Below are 19890 nucleotides of genomic sequence, written 5' to 3'. Positions count from 1 at the left end.
GGGCACGAATTGCGCCCAGATGATTTGCATAGCTAATATATGTTTTCTATGGGCGAGGTGACTGATGTCGACTGAGATCGAACCGGCGGACAAGACGACACGGGCGGGTAGCCGCTTCGATCTGGACCACCCCCGCTACAAGTGGGTGGCCTTGTCCAACACCACGCTCGGCACGCTGTTGGCGGCGGTGAACGCGTCGATCGTGTTGATCTCACTTCCGGCGATCTTCCGCGGTATCGACCTCAATCCGTTGTCCCCGGGCAACATCAGCTATCTGCTGTGGATGCTGATGGGCTACCTGGTCGCCACCGCCGTGCTGGTGGTGCCGTTCGGCCGGCTGGGCGACATGTTCGGGCGGGTGCGCATCTACAACATCGGATTCGCCGTCTTCACGGTCGCGGCGATCGCGCTGTCGTTCGACCCGTTCCACCTGGGCGCCGGTGCTGTCTGGCTGATCGTCTGGCGCGTCGTCCAGGGTGTCGGTGGCGCCATGCTGATGGCCTCCTCGTCGGCGATTCTCACCGACGCGTTCCCGGCGAACCAGCGCGGGATGGCGCTCGGGGTCAACATGGTGACCGCCGTCGCCGGGTCGTTCCTCGGCTTGCTGATCGGGGGCGCACTGGCTGAATGGCACTGGCAGGCGATCTTCTGGGTCGGTGTCCCGATCGGATTGGCAGGCACGATCTGGAGCATGCGATCGCTGCGCGAGATAGGGCAGCGGACACCGGGACGGCTGGACTGGGCGGGCACACTCACGTTCGGCGTCGGGTTGACCGTGCTGTTGATCGGCATCACCTACGGCATCCAGCCCTACGGGCAGTCGACCACGGGCTGGACCAATCCGGCGGTGCTCGGATCGATCGTGGCCGGCCTGGTACTGCTCGTCGCGTTCTGCGTGGTGGAGCTCAAGGTGGCGCAGCCGATGGTGAACATCCGGCTGTTCCGGTCGACCGCGTTCGGCATGGGGAATCTCGCTGGTCTGATGTCGTCGGTCGGCCGCGGCGGTCTGCAGTTCATGTTGATCATCTGGCTGCAGGGAATCTGGCTGCCGTTGCGCGGCTACGACTTCGAGTCCACACCGCTGTGGGCCGCGATCTACATGTTGCCGATCACGGTCGGTTTCCTGCTGGCGGGGCCGATCGCCGGGGCATTGTCGGACCGTTACGGCGCCCGACCGCTGACGGTGGGTGGCATGGCCCTGATGGCGGTGTCGTTCATCGCGTTGGTGATGATCCCGGTCGACTTCGATTACCGGGTGTTCGCGCTGCTCATCTTCCTCAACGGGGTGGGTGGTGGCATCTTCACTGCACCCAACACGGCGGCCATCATGTCCAGCGTGCCGGCCGCCGAGCGCGGAGCGGCGTCCGGGGTGCGCGCGACCTTCTTCAACGCGGGATCGTCCCTGTCGATCGGGATCTTCTTCTCGCTGATGATCGTCGGACTGGCCAACACGCTGCCCGGTGCACTCAGCAGCGGCCTGCAGGAGCAGGGGGTGTCGGCGTCGGTGGCGCAACAGGTCGCCGACCTGCCCCCGGTGGGGAGCCTCTTCGCGGCGTTCCTGGGTTACAACCCGATCGCCGAGGTGCTCGAGCCCTATCACGCGTTGCAGCAACCCGGTGTCAATGCCGAAGAACTGACCGGACAGACGTTCTTCCCTCACTTGATCATCGAACCCTTCCATGCCGGCTTGACTGTGGTGTTCATCGCCGCTGCGGTGATGATGGTGATCGGCATGGTCGCGTCGCTGTTCAACCCGGGCCGGTACGCCGAAGATGTCACGGCCGACTAGAACAACGCGCCGCGCAGGAAGAAGTCGTCGAGTCGGCGGGTGATGATCGCCCCGACGGGTAACTGGGCGGCGATCTCCAGGTTGTCGTCCGCGACGTCCTCGGCCCATGACCGAGGCCATCCGCCGTCGCCGAGGCTGGTGTCGAAGGCCAATACCACGTCTTCGCGGGTCATTTCGGTTTCCACGACCATCGCGGTGGTCGTCGCCCGATGGGAAGCGGCACCGGCGAACCCGCGTCCACACCCGCAGGGGCCACCGGGGTCCAGCCGGTCCCGGTCGCAGGGCTCCTGGATCCACACCAACTCACGCTCGACGCAGTAGTGGTAGTCGCCGGGATTCGTACCCTGCGTATGTCCAGTGGCTACAAGGATTTTCACGTTTCTCCTAGAACGGTGGTGGGTCGTCGCCGTAATCGGATGGCGGGTTGAGGGATTGCTTCATGGCGTCGATGGCGGCGGCCGTTCTGCGGCGGATGTTGCGGCGTTTGTCGGCGGCTGCTTGTTCGGCGGCGCGGTCGAGTTCGGCTTGGAGCGCGTTGTGTTGGCGGGCGGCGGTGATGTAGGCGGCGCGGTTGTCGGCGCGGGTGCGTTGGCGGGTGGGCATCTTCCGTGTCCGTCCCGGGTGGTGGCGGGGCGGTGTGGGGCGGGTGGGTTGTCGTGGTGGGGGTGGGTCTGTGGTGGTGGTCCAGGTGGGGAACAGCAGCGCCGAGAACGGTCGTGTGGTGTAGGTGTGTCCGGTGGGGGTGCTGAGGTGCAGGGTGCCGTCGGGTTGTTGCTGTTCGGTCCAGCCTTCCCAGAATGTTTTGAGCAGGTGGTGCAGGCGGCATTTGCCGTTGAGGTTGCTGGGGTGGGTGGGTCCGGCGGGCCAGGGGTTGCTGTGGTCGAGGTCGGTGTCGAGGGCGGGGCGGTCGCAGCCGGGTATGCGGCAGGTCAGGTCGCGGCAGCGTACGAATTGGTCGTGGGCGGTGGTGGGCCGGTAGCCGGGGGTGACCGGCAGGGCGCGGGGGTCGGCCACTGTACGAACTGCGGCGCCGCGGGTGAGGACTTCGGCCAGCACCGCGGGGGGTAGCACTGCGCCGCGCAGCCCCAGGATCACCGCCGGACGGGCCGGGGCGGCGGGGGCTGGCTGCGGGGCGGCCTGCGGCTGCGGCTCGGGGGCGGTGTGCTCCGCGGTGGGGGGTGTGGGTTGCAGGTTCGCGGTGGACGGTTGAGCACTGTGCGCGGGCTCGGGGGCGCGCGCAGGTTCAGTGTCCGGTCCGGGGACGGGTTCAGGTCCGAGTGCTGCGTCCGCCTCAGCGGCAGCGTCGGTGTCGGGGGTGTCGGCGTTGCCGTGCAGGGCGGGGTCGGGGGTGGCGGTGAGGGAGCTGTGGTCGGCGACGACGTGGACGACGACGCTGGTGGCGCGGGCGTCGGGGACGGCGGCGACCGGGCAGTCGGGTTTACCGCACAGGCAGCTCAGATGGAACGCTCCGGCGAACACCGCGCCGAACGCGTCGGCGCGTTTTTGGGCGGTGGTGCGCGGATCCTCGCCGCACACGCTGTTGACCATGGCTTTGAGGCGGGCCGCGGCGATCGCGGCGTCGAGGGAGTTGATCCGGCCCCACACGCTGGTGGTGCCCGCGGCTTGATCGCGGCCGCCGATGCGGACATCGCGGCCGCGGTGGGCGGTGGCCGCGCGCCGGACGGCGTCGGGGTCGAGGGTGTGGATCCACACGGTGATCGCGGTGTCGAGTTTGTCGCCGGACAGCGTCCCCCAGGTGCTGGCCGCGGTGGCGAACTGTTCGTCGAGTTGGGCCCATACCTGTTCGTCGACGACCAGGGCGCACAGCCACACGATGCGCGCGACCACGCGCTCGCTGACCTGGCCGGCCAGGAAGCGGGCGTTGAGGCGGGGCAGATGGTCACGCAGGGTGACCGCGGTGTCCATCAGCGCCACGGCGCGGCCGTGGGAGACGGTCAGTGCGCACCCGATCTGGGCGGCGGCCTCGTCGACGGGGTCACACGCCCAGCGCGCCCGTACCGGATCAGCGTCGGCGGTGGTCTCGGCGCGGCGGCGCCGTTCGGCGACCGCGGCCAACAGTCGGGCCTGGGCTGCGGCCGCGGCGCCCGCCCAGCCGGTGATCGCCTCGATCAACTCGCCATCGGAGACCTCGGCCAGAGCGGCCGGACCAGGAAGCGAACCATCGAACATGTGTGCGATTTTATCGACGCAGAGCGACCGCGCACCCGCGGATCGACCGTCCGCCGCCCACGCTGGGGATGAAAACGCGATTGGGGATAACGCCATCTGAAATGGCCTGCTATTGGGGACAACCGTGAGTAGGTGCGAGAACGCGGCGTGGCGGCGAAGAACTCGTCGGCCATCTGAAATCACGGCAGATTGGGGCAGAACCGCGTTGCGATGAGGAGAAATGGGCCGCGATCGGGGTCACCGGCAAGGAGGGGCCGAAACGCGAGTGAGGCGGCCGCAACCGGGATGGGGATCGCGACGGGGAAAACGCAAGTGGCTCATCAAGCCGAGAACAGCCTCAGTCTCGGACTACGGGGCCAGTTCGATCAGCACCGGCGCATGGTCACTGGGTGACCCGACCCTGTTCTTCCCGGTCTTGCGCTCGTCGCGGACGATCTCGCCATGGGTGACCCGGTCGGCCAACGCCGGTGAGCCGAGGATGAAATCGATTCGCATACCACGGTTCTTGGGGAACCGCAGCTGCGTGTAGTCCCAGTAGGTGAACACGTCCGGACCCGGCGTGTACGGGCGCACCACGTCGGTGAAACCGGCGTCGATCACCGCGGTGAACGCGGTGCGTTCGGGTTCGGTGACGTGGGTGCTGTCCCGAAACACCTCCATGTCCCAGACGTCTTCGTCGGTGGGCGCGATGTTCCAGTCGCCCATCAACGCGATCTGCGCACCGGCGTCGGCGCTCAACCACGACGCTGCGGTCTCACGAAGGGCGGCAATCCATTCCAGCTTGTACCGATAGTGGGGCGAGTCGACAGTGCGACCGTTCGGGATGTACAGACTCCACACTCGCACGCCGGCGCAGGTCGCACCCAGTGCCCGCGCCTCGGCGGCGGCCTCGTTCTCGGGCTTGTCGCTCCAGGTCGGTTGCCCGGGGAAGCCGACCTCGACGTCGTCGATGCCGACCCTGGAGGCGATCGCCACGCCGTTCCACTGATTGAACCCGCAGTGGACCACGTCGTAGCCCAGCGCGGCGAACGGCATGGTGGGGAACTGGTCGTCGGAGCACTTGGTCTCCTGCATCGCCAGCACATCGACGTCGGCGCGGGCCAGCCAGTCGGTGACGCGGTCGACGCGAGCGCGGATGGAGTTGACGTTCCAGGTGGCCACTCGCATGCGCCAACCCTACGTGTGGGCGAGCAGGTCGTCGGCACGCACATAGCGGGAGCGGTGGTGCTCGCGAAATCCCATCGACTCGTACAACGCTCGCGCGCCGGTGTTGTCGGCGACGACCTGCACGTAACCACGGGTGGCGCCGCGGTCGCGGGCCCACGCGAGCAGGCCGGTGCACAGTGCGCGGGCCAGACCGCGACGCCGCGCGTGTTCGGAGACGTGTACCGCGGAGATGCCGGCCCATCGCGTCCCGTCCGGCGCCTCGGTCACCGCGCCGCGCCCCACCGCGGCGTCGTCCAGCGCGGCGAAGGCGACCTCACCGTCGACGACAGCGGTCAGGACCTCGACGGGCACGTCGCGTTGATACAGCTGCCGCCACCGGTCGTCAGGGCGCGACGACACCACGAGGTCGGCTGGCGGCGGCGCGGGATCATCGAGATCGGTTGCCATGACCAGATTCTCGGCGTCCGTCGGCACGCCCGGAGGAATCCGCAGCAGCCGGTCGGGCGCCGAGATCAACGCCGGCACCCCTCGGGAGCTGTACCAGTCGGCCACTGCGGCGATCTCGGCGTACGAGGTGAAGCGCAGCGGCACAGCCGAATTGGCCCGCCGGGTGCTTCCGTGTCCGAACCGGGCCAGCCAATCGCCGAGCCAGGCATGCTCGGTGCCCGGCCACGCCAGCGCGGCCGCATGTTCGAGATTGCGGATGTCGCCCGTGCGCACAGGCATCTCCGGAACGACCCGCACCGCCAGCACGTCGGCCGACGCCACCTCGACGACCTCTCCGCGTCGGGTGCGCACCCGCACCGTCGCGCCGGTGTCGATCAGATGACCCACGACGTCGGAGTGCGGCGGTATCTCACCCGCTCGCAGGCGGTACCGCAGGCTGACTCGGGTGCCGACCTCGGGCAGGTCTGTCACGGGTCAGTGGCCGAACGGGTCGGGGTCCTCGCCGGGCATCCATGACAAGCCCGGTACGCCCCAGCCGTGGGACTTGATCGCGCGCTTGGCGCTGCGGGCGTTGCGGCCGATGAGCCGGTCCACGTAGAGGAAGCCGTCCAGGTGGCCGGTCTCGTGCTGAAGCATCCGCGCGAACAGATCCTCACCCTCGAGGGTGATCGCCGAGCCGTCGGCGTCCAGGCCGGTCACCCGCGCCCACGACGCGCGGCCGGTCGGGAACGATTCCCCGGGCACCGACAGGCAGCCCTCGTCGTCGTCCTCGGGGTCAGGCATCGTCTCGGGCACCTCGGAGGTTTCCAGCACCGGGTTGATCACCACCCCGCGCCGGCGCACGGTCTTGCCCCGCGCGTCGGCGCAGTCGTAGACGAACAGTCGCTTGCCGACTCCGATCTGGTTGGCTGCCAGCCCGACCCCGTGTGCGGCGTCCATCGTGTCGTAGAGGTCTTGGATCAGATCCGCGATCTCGGCGGGCAGCGAACCATCGTCGGCGACGGGCACCGGTTCGGTCGCGGTGTGCAGGACGGGATCTCCTACGATGCAGATGGGTCGTACGGCCATGACCGGCAAGCTTAGTGCGGCGGTTCGGCCGCCGACTCGCGGCGGTTTGTGACGACTTCCGTGACCAACCCGTGATTGAATACTCGCCGAAACCACATGGATGTCATTCTCGATTGTCGGAAAGGTCCCATTAGCAATATGGACGGCGCGATTGCGCGGGCTGAGCACTCCGGGGACGACACCGAACCCACCGACGGCTTGACCCGTCGCGAACACGACATCCTGGCCTTCGAACGGCAGTGGTGGAAGTACGCGGGCTCCAAGGAAGACGCCATCAAGGAGCTGTTCTCGATGTCGGCGACCCGCTACTACCAGGTGCTCAACGCTCTGGTGGACCGCCCCGAGGCCCTGGCGGCCGATCCGATGCTGGTCAAACGGTTGCGGCGGTTGCGCGCCAGCAGGCAGAAGGCCAGGGCGGCACGTCGCCTCGGCTTCGATGTGACCTGATCGCTACCGGGTGTCGATACAGTAGGCGCCGATGAACCAGCGAGACTCCTCGGGCCTGCCCCTGCGCGCCATCATCATGGTGCTGTTGTTCCTCGGTGTGGCATTCCTGCTCATCGCGTTGCAGACGATGGGAGGCGGGTCCGACGACGGGGACGACTCGTCGATCGCCGCCGTAACGACGACCACGACGGCCACCACGACGTCGGCCCCGGCCGAGCCGGAGCGCCCTGAGGTGCGCGTGTTCAACATCGGCACCGTCGAGGGCGCGGCCGACGCGACGGCCACCCGGCTGCGCGACGCCGACTGGAACGTCACCGAGACCGGCAACCTGGAGCTGCCGGACACGACGGTCACCACCGTGTTCTTCGGTGACACCCCGGGTGAACAGCAGGCGGCCGAGGAGATCGGCAGATTGCTCGAGGCGCCCGTCGCGCCCCGGGTTCCTCAACTTCTGGAGCAGCCACCGGGCGTTGTGGTGGCTGTCACCGGTTAGGCTCTTGGGCATGCTCAGGACCGTCGCCGCCGCCACCTTGTTCGCAGTGCCCGCGCTCGCGCTCAGTGCCTGCGCCCCGCCCGGGCAAGTGCCCTCGGACACCACGGGCACCACACCCGCGATCTGGACGGGATCACCGTCGCCGTCGGCGGGTCCCGGTGAGGAGCACGGCGGCGCCCACGGAGGCGCCGCAGCGGGGCAGATGCTCACCGCTGACCTCAAGTCACCCGACGGCACCACGGTGGCCACCGCCGAGTTCGAGTTCTCCGACGGCTACGCGACGATCACCGTGCAGGCCGGCGAGGGCAGCGAGCTGGAGCCCGGCTTCCACGGCCTGCACGTCCACTCGGTCGGCGCCTGTGAGGCGAACTCCACGCCGCCGACGGGCGGACAGCCGGGGGACTTCCTGTCGGCCGGCGGTCACCTGCAGGTGCCCGGGCACAGCAGTTACCCCGCCAGCGGCGACCTGCCGAACCTGTTCGTCAAAGAGGACGGCTCGGCCATGCTCGTGGTGGCCACCGACGCCTTCACGATGGAGGACCTGACCGGCAGCGAGGGGACCGCGTTGATGGTCCACGAGTCGCCCAGCAACTTCGGCAACATCCCGCCGGAGAAGTACACCCAGGTCAACGGAACCCCGGGCCCGGACCAGGACACGCTGGCGACCGGCGACGCCGGATCGCGGGTGGCCTGTGGCGTCATCACCGGGTCCTGATCCCGGGGCCGGTGCCCGCATCGAGTTCGCCGGGTCGCCCCGGCCGACCCTCGGCGTCGAGTGGGAGTTCGCGCTCGTCGACCCCGACACCCGCGACCTGAGCAACGAAGCGGCGTCGGTGATCGCCGAACTGGGCGAGAACCCGCACGTGCACAAGGAGTTGCTGCGCAACACCGTCGAGGTGGTGACCGGCATCTGCGACAACACCGGGGAGGCGATGGCCGATCTGGCGTCGACACTGCAGCCGGTCCGCCAGATCGTGCGCGAGCGCGGCATGGGACTGTTCTGTGCCGGCACCCACCCGTTCGCGAAGTGGTCGGCGCAGAAACTCACCGACGCCCCCCGCTACGCCGAGCTGATCAAGCGCACCCAGTGGTGGGGCCGGCAGATGCTGATCTGGGGGGTGCACGTCCATGTCGGGGTGTCCTCGGAGCACAAGGTCATGCCGATCATCACCTCGATGCTCAAGTACTACCCGCATCTGCTGGCGCTGTCGGCCTCCTCGCCGTACTGGGAGGGTGAGGACACCGGGTACGCCAGCAACCGGGCGATGATGTTCCAGCAGCTGCCGACGGCCGGGCTGCCGTTCCAGTTCCAGAAGTGGAGCGAATTCGAAGGGTTCGTCGCCGACCAGAAGAAGACCGGCATCATCGACCACATGAACGAGATCCGCTGGGACATCAGGCCTTCCCCGCATCTCGGCACGATCGAGGTGCGGATCTTCGACGGGGTGTCCAATCTGCAGGAGCTCTCGGCGCTGGTGGCGTTGACGCACTGCCTGATCGTGGATCTGGACCGCCGGCTCGAGGCGGGGGAGACGCTTCCGGTGATGCCGCCCTGGCATGTTCAGGAGAACAAGTGGCGCGCCGCGCGTTACGGGCTGGACGCGATCATCATCCAGGACGCGGACAGCAACGAGAAGCTGGTGACCGAGGATCTCGACGCGCTGCTCGAGCGGTTGTCCCCGGTGGCGCAGTCGTTGTCGTGCAGCGACGAACTGGCCCGGGTCGCCGACATCTACCGGGCCGGCGCGTCGTATCAGCGGCAGCGCCGGGTTGCCGAGGAACACGACGGCGATCTGCTGGCCGTGGTGGACGCGCTGATCGCCGAGTTGGTGATCTGAGCATGCCGACCGTGCCGATGTTCCCGCTCGAGGTGGCGATGCTGCCGGGCGAAGAGCTGCCGCTGCGGATCTTCGAGCCCAGGTATGCCGCGATGGTGCAGGCCTGCCTGACCGCCGACGACCCGGCCTTCGGGGTGGTCCTCATCGCCGCCGGGCGCGAGGTGGGTGGGGGTGACAGCCGCAGTGATGTCGGCGCGCTGGCCCACATCACCGAGTACGCCGAGCTCGGACCCGGTCTCTACCAGCTCAAATGCGTGATGGGAGAACGAATCCGGGTGGTGGAGTGGTTGCCCGACGATCCGTACCCGCGCGCGGTGGTGCAGACCTGGCCGGATCAGCCTGGTGAGGCCGTCGACGTGGAGGCCATCCGCGACATCGAGGACCGGATGGTCGCCCTGTTCGAGCGCATCGCTGCCGCACGCGGGGCGCAGGTCAATGCGCGCGACATCGTGCACGGCGCCGACGAGTCGGGGGAGGCCGCAATGTGGTTGTACGCGTTGACCTCCCGACTTCCGATGGGGCAGGCCGACAGGTACTCGGTGCTGGCCGCGCCGACCGCCGCCGAGCGGGTCGTGGCGCTGTCCGAGGCCGTCGACACCGTGACCGCGATGGTGGAGTTCCAGCTCTCGGAGTGAGCGCGCTACAGCAGCGCGGCTTCGATGAACGTCCGCCGCGGCAACACATCCTCGACGCCGTCCGGCGTGCACCGGGCGTAGCGGTCGAGCAGGCTCGTCGAGCTGACAGTGCTGACCTCCCAGCCGCGTTCGGCCAGCCAGCCGCCCAGGTCGGCGCTCTCGTCGTCGGGGACTTCGACGGCGAGCCGGCTGCACGGCCGGCTCAGTGCAACGGCTCGGCGCACCACCTCGGCTCGATCCCCGGCCGACCAGCCGGGCAGCATCCCCTCCAGCGACCAGGTGACTGGTTCGGAACGGTCGAAGCCGGCGCTCGCCAAAGCGGCCGAGAAATCGGCGGGAACGTCGGCGGGTACCGGGACATGGCGGGTGACCGCACGCTCGGCGCGGCGGTCGTGCAATGCCGCGATCTTGAACTCCAGCACCGGAAGCCGGTCGACCTCGTAGAGCGTGCTGCTCGACAACCACGGCAGCCGCCAGGCCCGGGTGTCCAGCCCGGCAGCCAGGATCACGGCCTGGTCGACCCCGTGCGCCCCCGCGGTGACGAAATGCTGGTCGAACCACCGGGTGCGGCAGGCGACGTAGGCCTCGAGGGCGGCCGGCGGGATGTCGTCGACGAGCCGATCAGCTGTCCACCCGTGCGCGGCGGCGGCCGCCAGCAGATCCTTCGCGTACGGGTCGGTGAACAGCGGGCAGGCCGAGCGGTCCTCGTCGGCGCGCAGGGTCGCGGCCGAGAGCATCGCGGCGTGCACCGCGGCACCGTCGAGGCCGTCGGCGCATCCGCTTTCCGCTGTGGTGACCATGGCGGCAAGGTTCCCGTTTTCGGCCCCGCTCAAGCGGTCAGCCTTCGGGGCGTTGGTCGCCCAGTTCGTCGATCGCCATCAGGTCCTTGCGGTAGGTGCCTTCGCGGTACACCACCTGGCTGACGCGCATCGCGATCACCGGTGCGGTGATCGCGGTGAACAGTCCCGCCAGGACGAGTACTCCGACGTCGACGCTGTCGCGCAACCGCAGCGACGCGCCGGCGAGCACCAGCAGCAGGCCCAGTACCTGCGGCTTGGACGCCGCGTGCATACGGGACAACGAGTCCGGGAAGCGCACCACACCGATGGCGGCGGTCAGCGCCAGCACCGACCCGGCCAAGACGAGGAGTGCACCGATCAGGTCCAGGATGTTCACGGCTGCGGGTCCCCCTCCTTGTCGGGCACCCGGAACCGCGCCACGCTGACCGACCCGACGAAGCTCATCAACGACAGGGCGACGATGCCGTACTTGACGGTGGAGTCCAGGCTGAACGCCGCCCAGGTCGCCAGGCCGCACATCACCACCGCGATCAGGGTGTCGCTGGCCACCAACCGGTCCATGGTGTTCGGCCCGGCCAGCACCCGGTACATCGTGATCGAGGCAGCCGTGATCAGCAGTACCGCGCTGATCGTCCAGATGACGGTCACTGGGTTGCCTCCTCGTCGGCCGGCCGCCACTCGTGCTCGCGTTCGAAGGCGGCGATGACCAACTGCTCCAGATGGGCGAGCTGGGCGAAGAAGTCCTCGATGGCGCGTTCGGGGCGGACGTCGAGGACGTGGACGTAGAGGATGCGGCGGGCCTGGTCGACGTCGACGACCATGGTGCCGGGGATCAGCGTCAGGATCGACGCGATCAGCGACAGCGTCAGGTCGGACTTCACCGACAGCGGCGCCCGCACGATCGCACTCTGCGGCGGCGGACCGGGTTTCACGGTGAGCCAGGCGATCTGGAGGCTGGCCTTCGCCAGGTCGACCATGACGCGGCCCTGCAGGCGCAGCAGCGACAGCGGATGCAGCCGGCCCTGCACCGGCACCACCGGAAGGGGCAGCAGCAGCGTGATCAGCAGCGCGACCGCCAGCCCGCCGAGGATGTTGGCCGGCGAGAGGGTGCCCCACAGCAGCACCCACACCGCGGTCAGCCAGCAGACCAGGCTGATGCGCAGACCGTACTTGCGGTTCACGACGGCTCTCCGAGCACGGCGCCGACGTAGGCGGGCCGGTCGAGCAACTGGTCGGCGGCGCGCTCGCTGTAGGCGAAGATCGGCCCGGCGGCCACCGTGAGCGCCAGCCCCACGCCGATCAGCGCCACGGTCGGTGCCACCATCCCGGCCGGCATCCTGCCCACGTCGGCGCGCGCGTTGAACTCGACGTCCCCGCCGCCGTCGGCGATCAGCGCGGTGGGTGCGGCCATCGCCAGCTGCCCCTCCGGGGCCTGCTCGCGCGGCCGCCAGAACGCCTTGGCATACACCCGGGCCATCACGTACAGCGTGAGCAGGCTGGTCACCACGCCGCCGCCGACCAGCATCCAGGCCAGCACCGCGCCGTCCGCCGCGCCCGCCTCCAACAGCGCCACCTTGCCGATGAAGCCTGAGAACGGCGGTATGCCACCGAGATTCAGCGCCGGGATCAGGTACAGGATCGCCAACAGCGGGCTCGCAGCCGCCAGCCCGCCGAGGCGCCGCAGCGTCGCCGAGCCGCCCTGCCGTTCGATCAGGCCGACCACCAGGAACAGCGTGGTCTGCACGATGATGTGGTGCGCCGCGTAGAAGATCGCGCCGGACAGGGCCAGCCTGGTGGCCAGCGCCACCCCGAAGATCATGTAGCCGATGTGGCTGACCAGCGTGAACGACAGCAACCGCTTGATGTCGTTCTGGGCGATGGCGCCGAAGATGCCCAGCAGCATGGTGGCCAGCGCGGCCACCAGCAGCACCGGGTTGAGCCCGACGTCGGGGAACAGCAGCGTGTGCGCCCGGATGATCGCGTACACGCCGACCTTGGTGAGCAGGCCGGCGAAGACGGCGGTCACCGGCGCCGGTGCCGTCGGATAGGAGTCGGGCAGCCACGCGTACAGCGGGAACACCGCGGCCTTGATGCCGAACGCGACCATCAACACGGCGAACAACGCGCTGCGGGTGCCCGGGCTGACGTCGTCGAGGCGGATCGCGAGCTCGGCCATGTTGACCGTGCCGGCCGCCGCGTAGACGAGCGCCACGCCGGTCAGGAAGATCATCGACGACACCATCGAGACCATGACGTAGACGACCCCGGCCCGGATCCGCGCGGCGTTGCCGCCGACGGTGAGCAGCACGAAGCTGGCCGCCAGCAGCACCTCGAAGCCGACGAACAGGTTGAACAGGTCACCGGCGAGGAACGCGATGGACACGCCCGCCGCCAGCGCCAGGTAGGTCGGCGCGAAGATCGAGACCGGTTGGCGGTCGTCGCCGTCACGCATGCCCTGGCCGATCGCGAACAGAAGCACCGTCAACAGCACGATCGACGAGACCACCAGCATCAGCGCCGAGAGTCGGTCGACGACCATCGAGATGCCCAGCGGGCCCAGTCCGTCGTCCGTGGGTCCCCACCCGCCGACCTGGACCACCAGGGTGTCGCCGCGGTCGGCGAGGTAGAGCAGCGTGACCGACACGGCCAGCACCGCCGACAGCGCGATCAGCGAGATCAGCCGCTGCACCCGCGGCCTGCGGCCGGCGATCAGCGTGGCGGCCGCCCCCAGCATCGGGATGAGCACCGGCAGCGGAATGAGGATCGCTGCGGCGGTCACGTCTCGTGCTCCTCGTCGTAGAGCTCGTCGAGATCGGCGCGCTCACCCGGGGAGCGGGCGGGGCGCTCGGTCACCACGTCGCGGTGGTCGTCCTCGCTGCGTTCGGCCACCGCGACGTCCTCGGGGTCGCGCCCGATCTCCTCGGCGGTGGTCAGTTGGTAGGAGCGGTAGGCCAGCGCCAGCATGAACGCCGCAACGCCCATGGTGATGACGATCGCGGTGAGGATCATTGCCTGCGCGAGTGGATCGGCGGTGATCTCGCGACCCAGCACGGTCCGTCCCCGCACCGGCGGGTTGCCGGACGGTCCGGCGGTGATCAGCAGCAGCAGGTTGACGGCGTTGCTGATCAGCAGCACCCCCAACAGCATCCGGGTCAGGCTGCGGTCGAGGACCAGGTACACACCGCAACTGAGCATCGCACCGATGGCGACGAGTCCTACCAGTGACGGGCTCATGCGGTCTCCGCCTGCGCGACCGGTCGCTGCCTGCCGAGATCGTCGTCGAGCCGCGCGCCGAGGCTGCGCAGGATGTCGAGAACCAGACCGACCACGATCAAATACACTCCCGCGTCGAAGAACAACGAGGTCACCAGCTTCACATCACCCAGCACGGGCAGCGTCGCCTCGAGGGTCGCCGACGACAGCACCGGCGCGCCCAGGAACAGCGAGACGACGGCGGTGCCCGCGGCCAGGGTCAGCCCCGCGCCCAGCACCTTGCCGGCGTCCAGCGGCAGCGTCTCGCCCAGCTCGTAACGACCGCCGGCCAGATAGCGCAGTGACAACGCCAACCCCGCGGTGAGCCCGCCGGCGAAACCGCCGCCCGGGGTGTTGTGGCCGGTGAAGAAGAAGTACAGCGACAGTGCCATGATCAGCGGGAACACCATGCGGGTGGCGACCTCGAGAACCAGGGACCGTTCCGCGGGATCGCGGAAGACGTTGCCGCGCAGCAGGATGACCGGCGAGGGGCGCGGGGCGTGCTCGGTTCTGCGGTCACCCGGAACCCGGGGTGCGGCGCCGAACCGGCGGTGCCGGAACACCATCGAGGCCACGCCGGTCGCGGCGATCAGCAGCACGCACACCTCGCCGAGGGTGTCCCAGGCGCGGATGTCGACCAGGATGACGTTCACCGCGTTCGAGCCGTTTCCGCGGTAGTAGGCCGCATCGGGCAGCAGTGTGGCGACCGAGACGGCGTCGCGGGCAGCCATGGCGAACGCCGCGACCGTCGTCACCGTCGCACCCACCGCCACCGCCAATGCCGCGCGCGGCAACCACAGTCGCTTGACCGTCGCGGCGCTGGTCTCGGCGGGCAGTGTCCGCAGCACCAGCACGAACACCACCAGCAGGACCGTCTCGACCAGGAATTGCGTCAGCGCCAGGTCCGGGGCGCCGTGCAGCGCGAACACCACGCCCGTGCCGTAGCCGGTCAGGCTGATCAGCAGCACCACGGCCAGCCGGTTGCGGGTGACGGTCGCGCCCAGCGCCGCGGCGATGATCAGCACGCCGATCACCGCCTGCAGCGGCGAATCCCACGGACGAAGCTCGACGCGGTCCCGCGCCCCCCACGCCAGCATGGCCAGCGGCAGCAGCACCAGCGTGGCCATGACGGTGGCCTGGATCGCCGGGATCGAGCCGCGTTGCGTCACCCCGGTTGCCCGCAGCGAGAGGCGGTCGGCGGCACGCACCACCGCGTCGTAGCGTTCGTCGGCGTCGCCCAGTGACAGCCAGCGGCTGCGCAGCCGAGGAAGCCGGCGGCGTCCGAAGAACGCCGCCGTGCCGACGCCGATCACCACCGCCGACAGCACCACCGGCAGACCGAAGCCGTGCCAGAGCGCCAGGTAGTAGTCGACGCCGCCAGGCAGGGTGCGGGCGTAGGAGCTCAGCGCGCTGTCGATGGGGGACGGGAACACCCCGAACAGCAGGCCGGCGGTGGCCAGCACGGCCGGCGACGCCAAGAACACCACCGACGGCTGATGCATCCGGGCCACCAACGGTGACGGCTCGGGTTGTCCCTTGCGGGCGAAGCCACCCCACACCACGCGCAGGCTGTACATGAACGTGAACGTCGAACCGAGCACGATCGCGGCGAGCACGAACGGCGCGCTGCCGCCGAGCTGCGGGCTGTGCAGCAGCGTCTCGAAGTCGGCTTCCTTGGCGACGAAGCCGAAGAACGGTGGCAGCCCGGCCATGCTGGCGGCCGCGGCGGCCGCGATGACCAGCAGCGCCGGGCTTCGGGCGCCCAGCCAGGCGAGCTCGCGGATGTCGCGTGTCCCGGTGGCGTGGTCGATGACACCGACCACCATGAACAGCGTGGCCTTGAACATCGCGTGGGCGCACAACAGCGCCAGCCCGGCCAGCATCATGTTGCCGCCGCCGGTGCCGACCATCACGGTGATCATCCCGAGCTGGCTGACCGTCCCGTAGGCCAGGACGAGCTTCAGATCGTATTCGCGCAGCGCCCGCCATCCGGCGATGAGCAGCGTCAGCGAACCGAGGACCACCACCGTGGGCCGCCACGGCGGGGCGTCGGCGAACCCCGGAGTCAGCCGGGCCACCAGGTACACACCGGCTTTCACCATCGCCGCCGCATGCAGGTAGGCGCTGACCGGGGTGGGTGCCGCCATGGCGCCGGGCAGCCAGAAGTGCAGCGGCACCAGCGCCGACTTGCTGATCGCGCCGATCAGCACCAGCGCGAGCGCGACGTTGACCGCGACGCCGGTGGGCGGTGCAGCCACCAGTTCGGAGAGCAGGTAGGTGCCGGACGCGGTGCCCAGCACGATGATGCCGACCAGCATCGACAGCCCGCCGGCAGTGGTGACCAGCAGCGCCTGCATGGCGGCGCGGCGGCTGGTCGCGCGCTCGGCGTAGTGGCCCACGAGCAGGAACGACAACACCGTCGTCAGCTCCCAGAACACGTAGAGCAGCAGCATGTTGTCGGCGGTGACGAGGCCGAACATCGCGCCCGCGAAGGCCACCAGCTGGGCGGCGAAACTGGGCAGCCGGTCCTCCCGGCGGCCGTCGTGGTGGTGGAAGTACTCGGTGCAGTACAGCAACACCAGCGCGCCGACGCCCAGCACGATCACGCTCATCACCGCGGCGAGCGGGTCGAACCGCAACGCGATGTCCATCGACAGTTCGGGCACCCACGGCACGTCGACGCGGGCCTGATACCCGTCGGAGGGCCAGTTCGTCGCGACCCATGTCAGCGAGCCGGCCGGGACGAGCGCGAGCACGGGGAACGCCCGTCGGTCCCACCGGCGTACGAGCGCCGGTGCCACCACGGCGGCAGCCGCGTGGGCGAGCAGTATCGCGAGCATGGACTCCGGGGATTCGGGGGCGGGGGACCGGTGAACTGGTGCGATCAGTCTACGTGAGCGCCGGTTTCGTCCATTTGTCAGCGATCGCTGACGGTCGGTGCCCCCTGCACCATGGCCGAGATCTTCTCCTCGACCCCCGCTGCGGCGACGAACAACAGCTCGTCGCCGGCGCGCAACACCTCGCTGTGCTGCGCGACGATCAGATGCTTGCCGCGCAGCAGCGCCACCAGGACGCTGTCCGCGGGCATGGGCAGCGTGCGGACCTGGCGGCCCACCAGTCGGCTCTGAGCCGGCAGCGTGAACTTGGCGATGTTGGCCGGGCCGACCCGGGTGGGTGAGACCCCGCCCAGGCCCATCAGCCGGACCAGGCGGCCGACGTCGATCGCGCCCTCCACGGCGGCGACCATCGCCAGCGGCGTGGACACCGCGACATCCACCCCCCACGCTTCGGTGAACAGCCACTCGTTGCGGGCGTCGTTGATGCGCGCCACCATCCGGCCCACGCCGAACTCGCCCTTGGCCAGCAGCGCCATGGCGAGATTGGCCTTGTCGTCACCGGTCGCGGCGATCGCGACATCGCAGCTCTGCAGCTGCGCCTCCTCCAGCGACGACAGTTCGCACGCGTCGGCCAGGAACCAGTCGGCCCCGGGCACCCGGGCAGGCACGTACCGGGTGAACTCCCGCTCGATCAACAGCACCTTGTGGCCGTTGTCGACCAGCTCCGCAGCCACCGAACGGCCGACCGCGCCGGCTCCGGCAACCGCTATCCGCATGGCTGGCTCCTTTCGGCCCTGAAATACTGTCCGCGAGTTTCTCCGCGCGCCACGCAATTGTGAACGAGGATTTTCAGTGACCCTGCACCAGTTGTACGTGGCGCTGTTCGTCGGTGGCCTCGTGCTGCTGGCGAGCATCATCGCCACCCGGCTGGCCACCGGTCTGGGTCTGCCCAGTCTGCTGCTGTTCCTCGGCGTCGGCGTGTTCGTCGGCGAGGACGGCATCGGGTTGAGCTTCGACGACGCCCAGCTCGCGCAGAATCTCGGCACCGCGGCGCTGGGCATCATTCTCGTCGAGGGTGGTCTGACGACGCGGTTCAGCGATGTGCGCAAGGTGCTGGCGCCGGCCGGTGTGTTGGCGACGGTCGGAGTCGGGGTCAGCGCCGTGGTCACGGCGACCTGCGTGCATCTGCTGCTCGGCATCGACTGGCAGTTGGCGTTGCTGATGGGGGCGATCGTGTCCAGCACCGACGCCGCCGCGGTGTTCTCGGTGCTGCGGGTGGTTCCGCTGCCCCGGCGCCTCGGCGGTCTGCTGGAGGCCGAATCGGGCTTCAACGACGCGCCTGCGGTCATCCTGGTGCTGTTGTTCAGCGCGGTCCCGCTGGAGCTCGACCCGGTCCGGATCGCGGCGACCCTTGTCTACCAGCTGGGGACGGGCATTCTGATCGGTCTGGCCTGCGGGTTCCTGGGCGCGATGCTGCTGCGGCGCATCGCGCTGCCCGCCGCCGGGCTGTACCCGCTGGCGACGTTCGGGTGGGGCATGCTGGCGTTCGCGGCGGGTGGGGCGGCCGAGGCCAGCGCCTTCGTCGCGGCGTATCTGGCCAGCGTGGTGCTGGCCAACTCGGGGCTACCGCACCGGTCGGCGACGAAGTCGTTCGCGGAGGGGTCCGGGTGGCTGGCCCAGATCGGGTTGTTCGTGCTGCTCGGGCTGCTGGTGACGCCGTCTCAGCTGGTCGATGATCTCGTGCCGGCGATCGTGGCCGGCCTGGTGCTGCTGCTCGTCGCCCGCCCGGTGTCGGTCATCGTGTCGCTCACCGGTTTCCGGGTGCCGTTGCGTGAGCAGGCCTTCCTGTCCTGGGCCGGGCTGCGCGGCGCGGTGCCCATCGTGCTGGCGACGTATCCGATCGTCGAAGGCGTGCCCGGCAGCGGGCGGCTGCTCAACATCGTGTTCATCCTGGTGGTGGTGTTCACATTGGTGCAGGGGCCGAGCCTGAGGTTCGTCGCCGAGCGGCTGCGCCTGGTGACCCGGGACACCACCCGGGAGATCCAGGTCGACGCGGCGCCGCTGGACGTGCTGGGTGCCGAGTTGCTGACGATGACGCTCGCGCCGGGGTCGCGGCTGCACAACGTCACGGTGCTCGAGCTGCAACTGCCCGATCCCAGCGTCATCACGCTGATCATCCGTGCGGGTCGGTCGTTCGTCCCGGAGCCGATCACCCGACTGCAGGTCGGTGATGAGCTGATGATCGTGACGACGACCGCGACCCGGGAACTGGCCGAACGCCGGCTGCGGGCGGTGAGCCGGCGGGGCCGGCTCGCGTACTGGTTCGACGAGTACGGCGACCCGGGTTAACGCACCCGGTGCGGGCGCAGTGGGCGACACGGAGACGGCAGCGCGTATCTCGCCGGAGCCGCGTGCCCGAGCAGCCCGAGGCCCGCGCCGAGGATCGGCCAGATGGGCCAGAAGTACCACGAGCCGGCGGTCAGCCCGACGACGAGCCACACAGTCAGCACGATGACGACCATGGCCAGGTAGCCCGCCAGATGCAGCTGCACGCTGCGCCGGGCGGCGGCCCGTCGGGCAGCGCGGCGGCGCGGGTCGTGGCGCCGCAACTCGGCCACCGGCAGGTCGGTGGTCAGCGCCCGCAGTTGGTCGGCGGTCTGCGCGGTGAACGCGGACTGTAGACGGTTCTCGTACTCCGGCATGTCCAGGTAGCCCTCGGTGAGCGCCTGGCCGAGGAGGGTGGCGGTGGATTCGCGGTCGCGGTCGCCGGCGCGGGTGGGGGAGGTCATCGGGTGGCGGGCGGGAGAAGTCATCGGGTGCCTCGCAATCTTGACGGTGACAAGTTCGACGATGCCAGGTGAACTAGTCACTGTCAAGATCCATCACCACGTTCAGACTGCGTCCACTGCGGGAAAGTGCGAGAAGAC

The 19890-nt window shown here is 69.3% G+C and carries 21 protein-coding genes; 7 read left to right on the top strand and 14 right to left on the bottom strand.

Going from position 1 to position 19890, the window contains the following annotated elements; translation table 11 throughout:
• The first annotated feature begins 64 nt into the window (after nucleotides 1-64).
• Nucleotides 65-1789 (top strand): MFS transporter, encoded by a 1725-nt coding sequence (locus ACEWX3_RS25635; protein WP_221350107.1) that lies wholly within the window; start codon nucleotides 65-67, stop codon nucleotides 1787-1789.
• On the opposite strand, the gene ACEWX3_RS25630 is transcribed toward ACEWX3_RS25635, so the two are convergent.
• From ACEWX3_RS25630 to ACEWX3_RS25610, 5 genes are all read right to left on the bottom strand, one after another.
• Nucleotides 1786-2166: a hypothetical protein gene (locus tag ACEWX3_RS25630; protein ID WP_207068694.1), complete on the bottom strand. Its 381-nt coding sequence runs from the start codon at nucleotides 2164-2166 to the stop codon at nucleotides 1786-1788. The two genes, ACEWX3_RS25635 and ACEWX3_RS25630, sit on opposite strands and share 4 nt — an antisense overlap.
• A 7-nt stretch (nucleotides 2167-2173) precedes the next feature.
• Nucleotides 2174-3979 carry a DUF222 domain-containing protein gene (locus ACEWX3_RS25625; protein WP_374158070.1) on the bottom strand — a complete coding sequence of 602 codons (1806 nt, stop codon included), beginning with the start codon at nucleotides 3977-3979 and terminating at the stop codon, nucleotides 2174-2176.
• A gap of 348 nt (nucleotides 3980-4327) precedes the next feature.
• Nucleotides 4328-5146, bottom strand: coding sequence for an exodeoxyribonuclease III (locus ACEWX3_RS25620; protein ID WP_221350103.1), 819 nt, complete (start codon nucleotides 5144-5146; stop codon nucleotides 4328-4330).
• 9 nt (nucleotides 5147-5155) lie between these two features.
• Nucleotides 5156-6064 (bottom strand): GNAT family N-acetyltransferase, encoded by a 909-nt coding sequence (locus tag ACEWX3_RS25615; RefSeq protein WP_374158069.1) that lies wholly within the window; start codon nucleotides 6062-6064, stop codon nucleotides 5156-5158.
• Between the two features lie 3 nt (nucleotides 6065-6067).
• Nucleotides 6068-6661, bottom strand: coding sequence for a peptide deformylase (locus ACEWX3_RS25610; protein WP_207068806.1), 594 nt, complete (start codon nucleotides 6659-6661; stop codon nucleotides 6068-6070).
• Between the two features lie 138 nt (nucleotides 6662-6799).
• Here ACEWX3_RS25610 and ACEWX3_RS25605 point away from each other — a divergent pair, with 138 nt between their 5' ends.
• From ACEWX3_RS25605 to ACEWX3_RS25585, 5 genes are read left to right on the top strand one after another with little or no spacing between them, the layout of a single operon-like run.
• Nucleotides 6800-7108 (top strand): DUF3263 domain-containing protein, encoded by a 309-nt coding sequence (locus ACEWX3_RS25605; RefSeq protein WP_152515279.1) that lies wholly within the window; start codon nucleotides 6800-6802, stop codon nucleotides 7106-7108.
• Between the two features lie 31 nt (nucleotides 7109-7139).
• Nucleotides 7140-7601 carry a LytR C-terminal domain-containing protein gene (locus tag ACEWX3_RS25600; protein ID WP_207068805.1) on the top strand — a complete coding sequence of 154 codons (462 nt, stop codon included), beginning with the start codon at nucleotides 7140-7142 and terminating at the stop codon, nucleotides 7599-7601.
• 10 nt (nucleotides 7602-7611) lie between these two features.
• A complete protein-coding gene (locus tag ACEWX3_RS25595) occupies nucleotides 7612-8316 on the top strand; it encodes a superoxide dismutase family protein (protein WP_374158068.1) in 705 nt (234 codons plus the stop codon).
• Entirely contained in the window at nucleotides 8294-9439 is a 1146-nt protein-coding gene (locus ACEWX3_RS25590) for a glutamate--cysteine ligase (RefSeq protein ID WP_374158067.1), read from the top strand. The genes ACEWX3_RS25595 and ACEWX3_RS25590 overlap by 23 nt, the downstream gene beginning before the upstream one ends.
• A 2-nt stretch (nucleotides 9440-9441) precedes the next feature.
• The gene (locus ACEWX3_RS25585) at nucleotides 9442-10074 is read left to right on the top strand and encodes an LON peptidase substrate-binding domain-containing protein (RefSeq protein ID WP_374158066.1); all 633 of its coding nucleotides are present in this window, start codon (nucleotides 9442-9444) and stop codon (nucleotides 10072-10074) included.
• Nucleotides 10075-10079: 5 nt separating this feature from the next.
• On the opposite strand, the gene ACEWX3_RS25580 is transcribed toward ACEWX3_RS25585, so the two are convergent.
• The 8 genes from ACEWX3_RS25580 to ACEWX3_RS25545 form a co-directional block, all read right to left on the bottom strand.
• A complete protein-coding gene (locus tag ACEWX3_RS25580; RefSeq protein ID WP_374158065.1) occupies nucleotides 10080-10874 on the bottom strand; it encodes an SAM-dependent methyltransferase in 795 nt (264 codons plus the stop codon).
• A 37-nt stretch (nucleotides 10875-10911) separates the two neighbouring features.
• Nucleotides 10912-11250 carry a monovalent cation/H(+) antiporter subunit G gene (mnhG, locus tag ACEWX3_RS25575; RefSeq protein ID WP_152515285.1) on the bottom strand — a complete coding sequence of 113 codons (339 nt, stop codon included), beginning with the start codon at nucleotides 11248-11250 and terminating at the stop codon, nucleotides 10912-10914.
• The gene (locus ACEWX3_RS25570) at nucleotides 11247-11522 is read right to left on the bottom strand and encodes a monovalent cation/H+ antiporter complex subunit F (RefSeq protein WP_152515286.1); all 276 of its coding nucleotides are present in this window, start codon (nucleotides 11520-11522) and stop codon (nucleotides 11247-11249) included. The genes mnhG and ACEWX3_RS25570 overlap by 4 nt, the downstream gene beginning before the upstream one ends.
• A complete protein-coding gene (locus ACEWX3_RS25565) occupies nucleotides 11519-12055 on the bottom strand; it encodes a Na+/H+ antiporter subunit E (RefSeq protein ID WP_374158064.1) in 537 nt (178 codons plus the stop codon). The genes ACEWX3_RS25570 and ACEWX3_RS25565 overlap by 4 nt, the downstream gene beginning before the upstream one ends.
• The gene (locus ACEWX3_RS25560) at nucleotides 12052-13653 is read right to left on the bottom strand and encodes a Na+/H+ antiporter subunit D (protein ID WP_374158063.1); all 1602 of its coding nucleotides are present in this window, start codon (nucleotides 13651-13653) and stop codon (nucleotides 12052-12054) included. Before ACEWX3_RS25560 ends, ACEWX3_RS25565 begins: the two co-directional genes overlap by 4 nt.
• Nucleotides 13650-14108: a Na(+)/H(+) antiporter subunit C gene (locus tag ACEWX3_RS25555; protein WP_163672848.1), complete on the bottom strand. Its 459-nt coding sequence runs from the start codon at nucleotides 14106-14108 to the stop codon at nucleotides 13650-13652. The genes ACEWX3_RS25560 and ACEWX3_RS25555 overlap by 4 nt, the downstream gene beginning before the upstream one ends.
• Nucleotides 14105-16966 (bottom strand): Na+/H+ antiporter subunit A, encoded by a 2862-nt coding sequence (locus ACEWX3_RS25550; protein ID WP_374158062.1) that lies wholly within the window; start codon nucleotides 16964-16966, stop codon nucleotides 14105-14107. Before ACEWX3_RS25550 ends, ACEWX3_RS25555 begins: the two co-directional genes overlap by 4 nt.
• A 77-nt stretch (nucleotides 16967-17043) precedes the next feature.
• Nucleotides 17044-17739: a TrkA family potassium uptake protein gene (locus tag ACEWX3_RS25545; protein ID WP_207068796.1), complete on the bottom strand. Its 696-nt coding sequence runs from the start codon at nucleotides 17737-17739 to the stop codon at nucleotides 17044-17046.
• Between the two features lie 76 nt (nucleotides 17740-17815).
• Here ACEWX3_RS25545 and ACEWX3_RS25540 point away from each other — a divergent pair, with 76 nt between their 5' ends.
• Entirely contained in the window at nucleotides 17816-19312 is a 1497-nt protein-coding gene (locus ACEWX3_RS25540) for a potassium/proton antiporter (protein ID WP_221350082.1), read from the top strand.
• On the opposite strand, the gene ACEWX3_RS25535 is transcribed toward ACEWX3_RS25540, so the two are convergent.
• Nucleotides 19309-19752, bottom strand: a complete 444-nt coding sequence (locus ACEWX3_RS25535) for a DUF1707 domain-containing protein (protein WP_374159957.1) — start codon at nucleotides 19750-19752, stop codon at nucleotides 19309-19311. The genes ACEWX3_RS25540 and ACEWX3_RS25535 overlap by 4 nt on opposite strands.
• Nucleotides 19753-19890 lie beyond the last annotated feature (138 nt).

This window comes from Mycobacterium sp. G7A2 (assembly GCF_041902445.1).
In the GTDB taxonomy this organism is placed as follows: domain Bacteria; phylum Actinomycetota; class Actinomycetes; order Mycobacteriales; family Mycobacteriaceae; genus Mycobacterium.
This window is presented reverse-complemented; position numbering and strand designations above follow the sequence as displayed.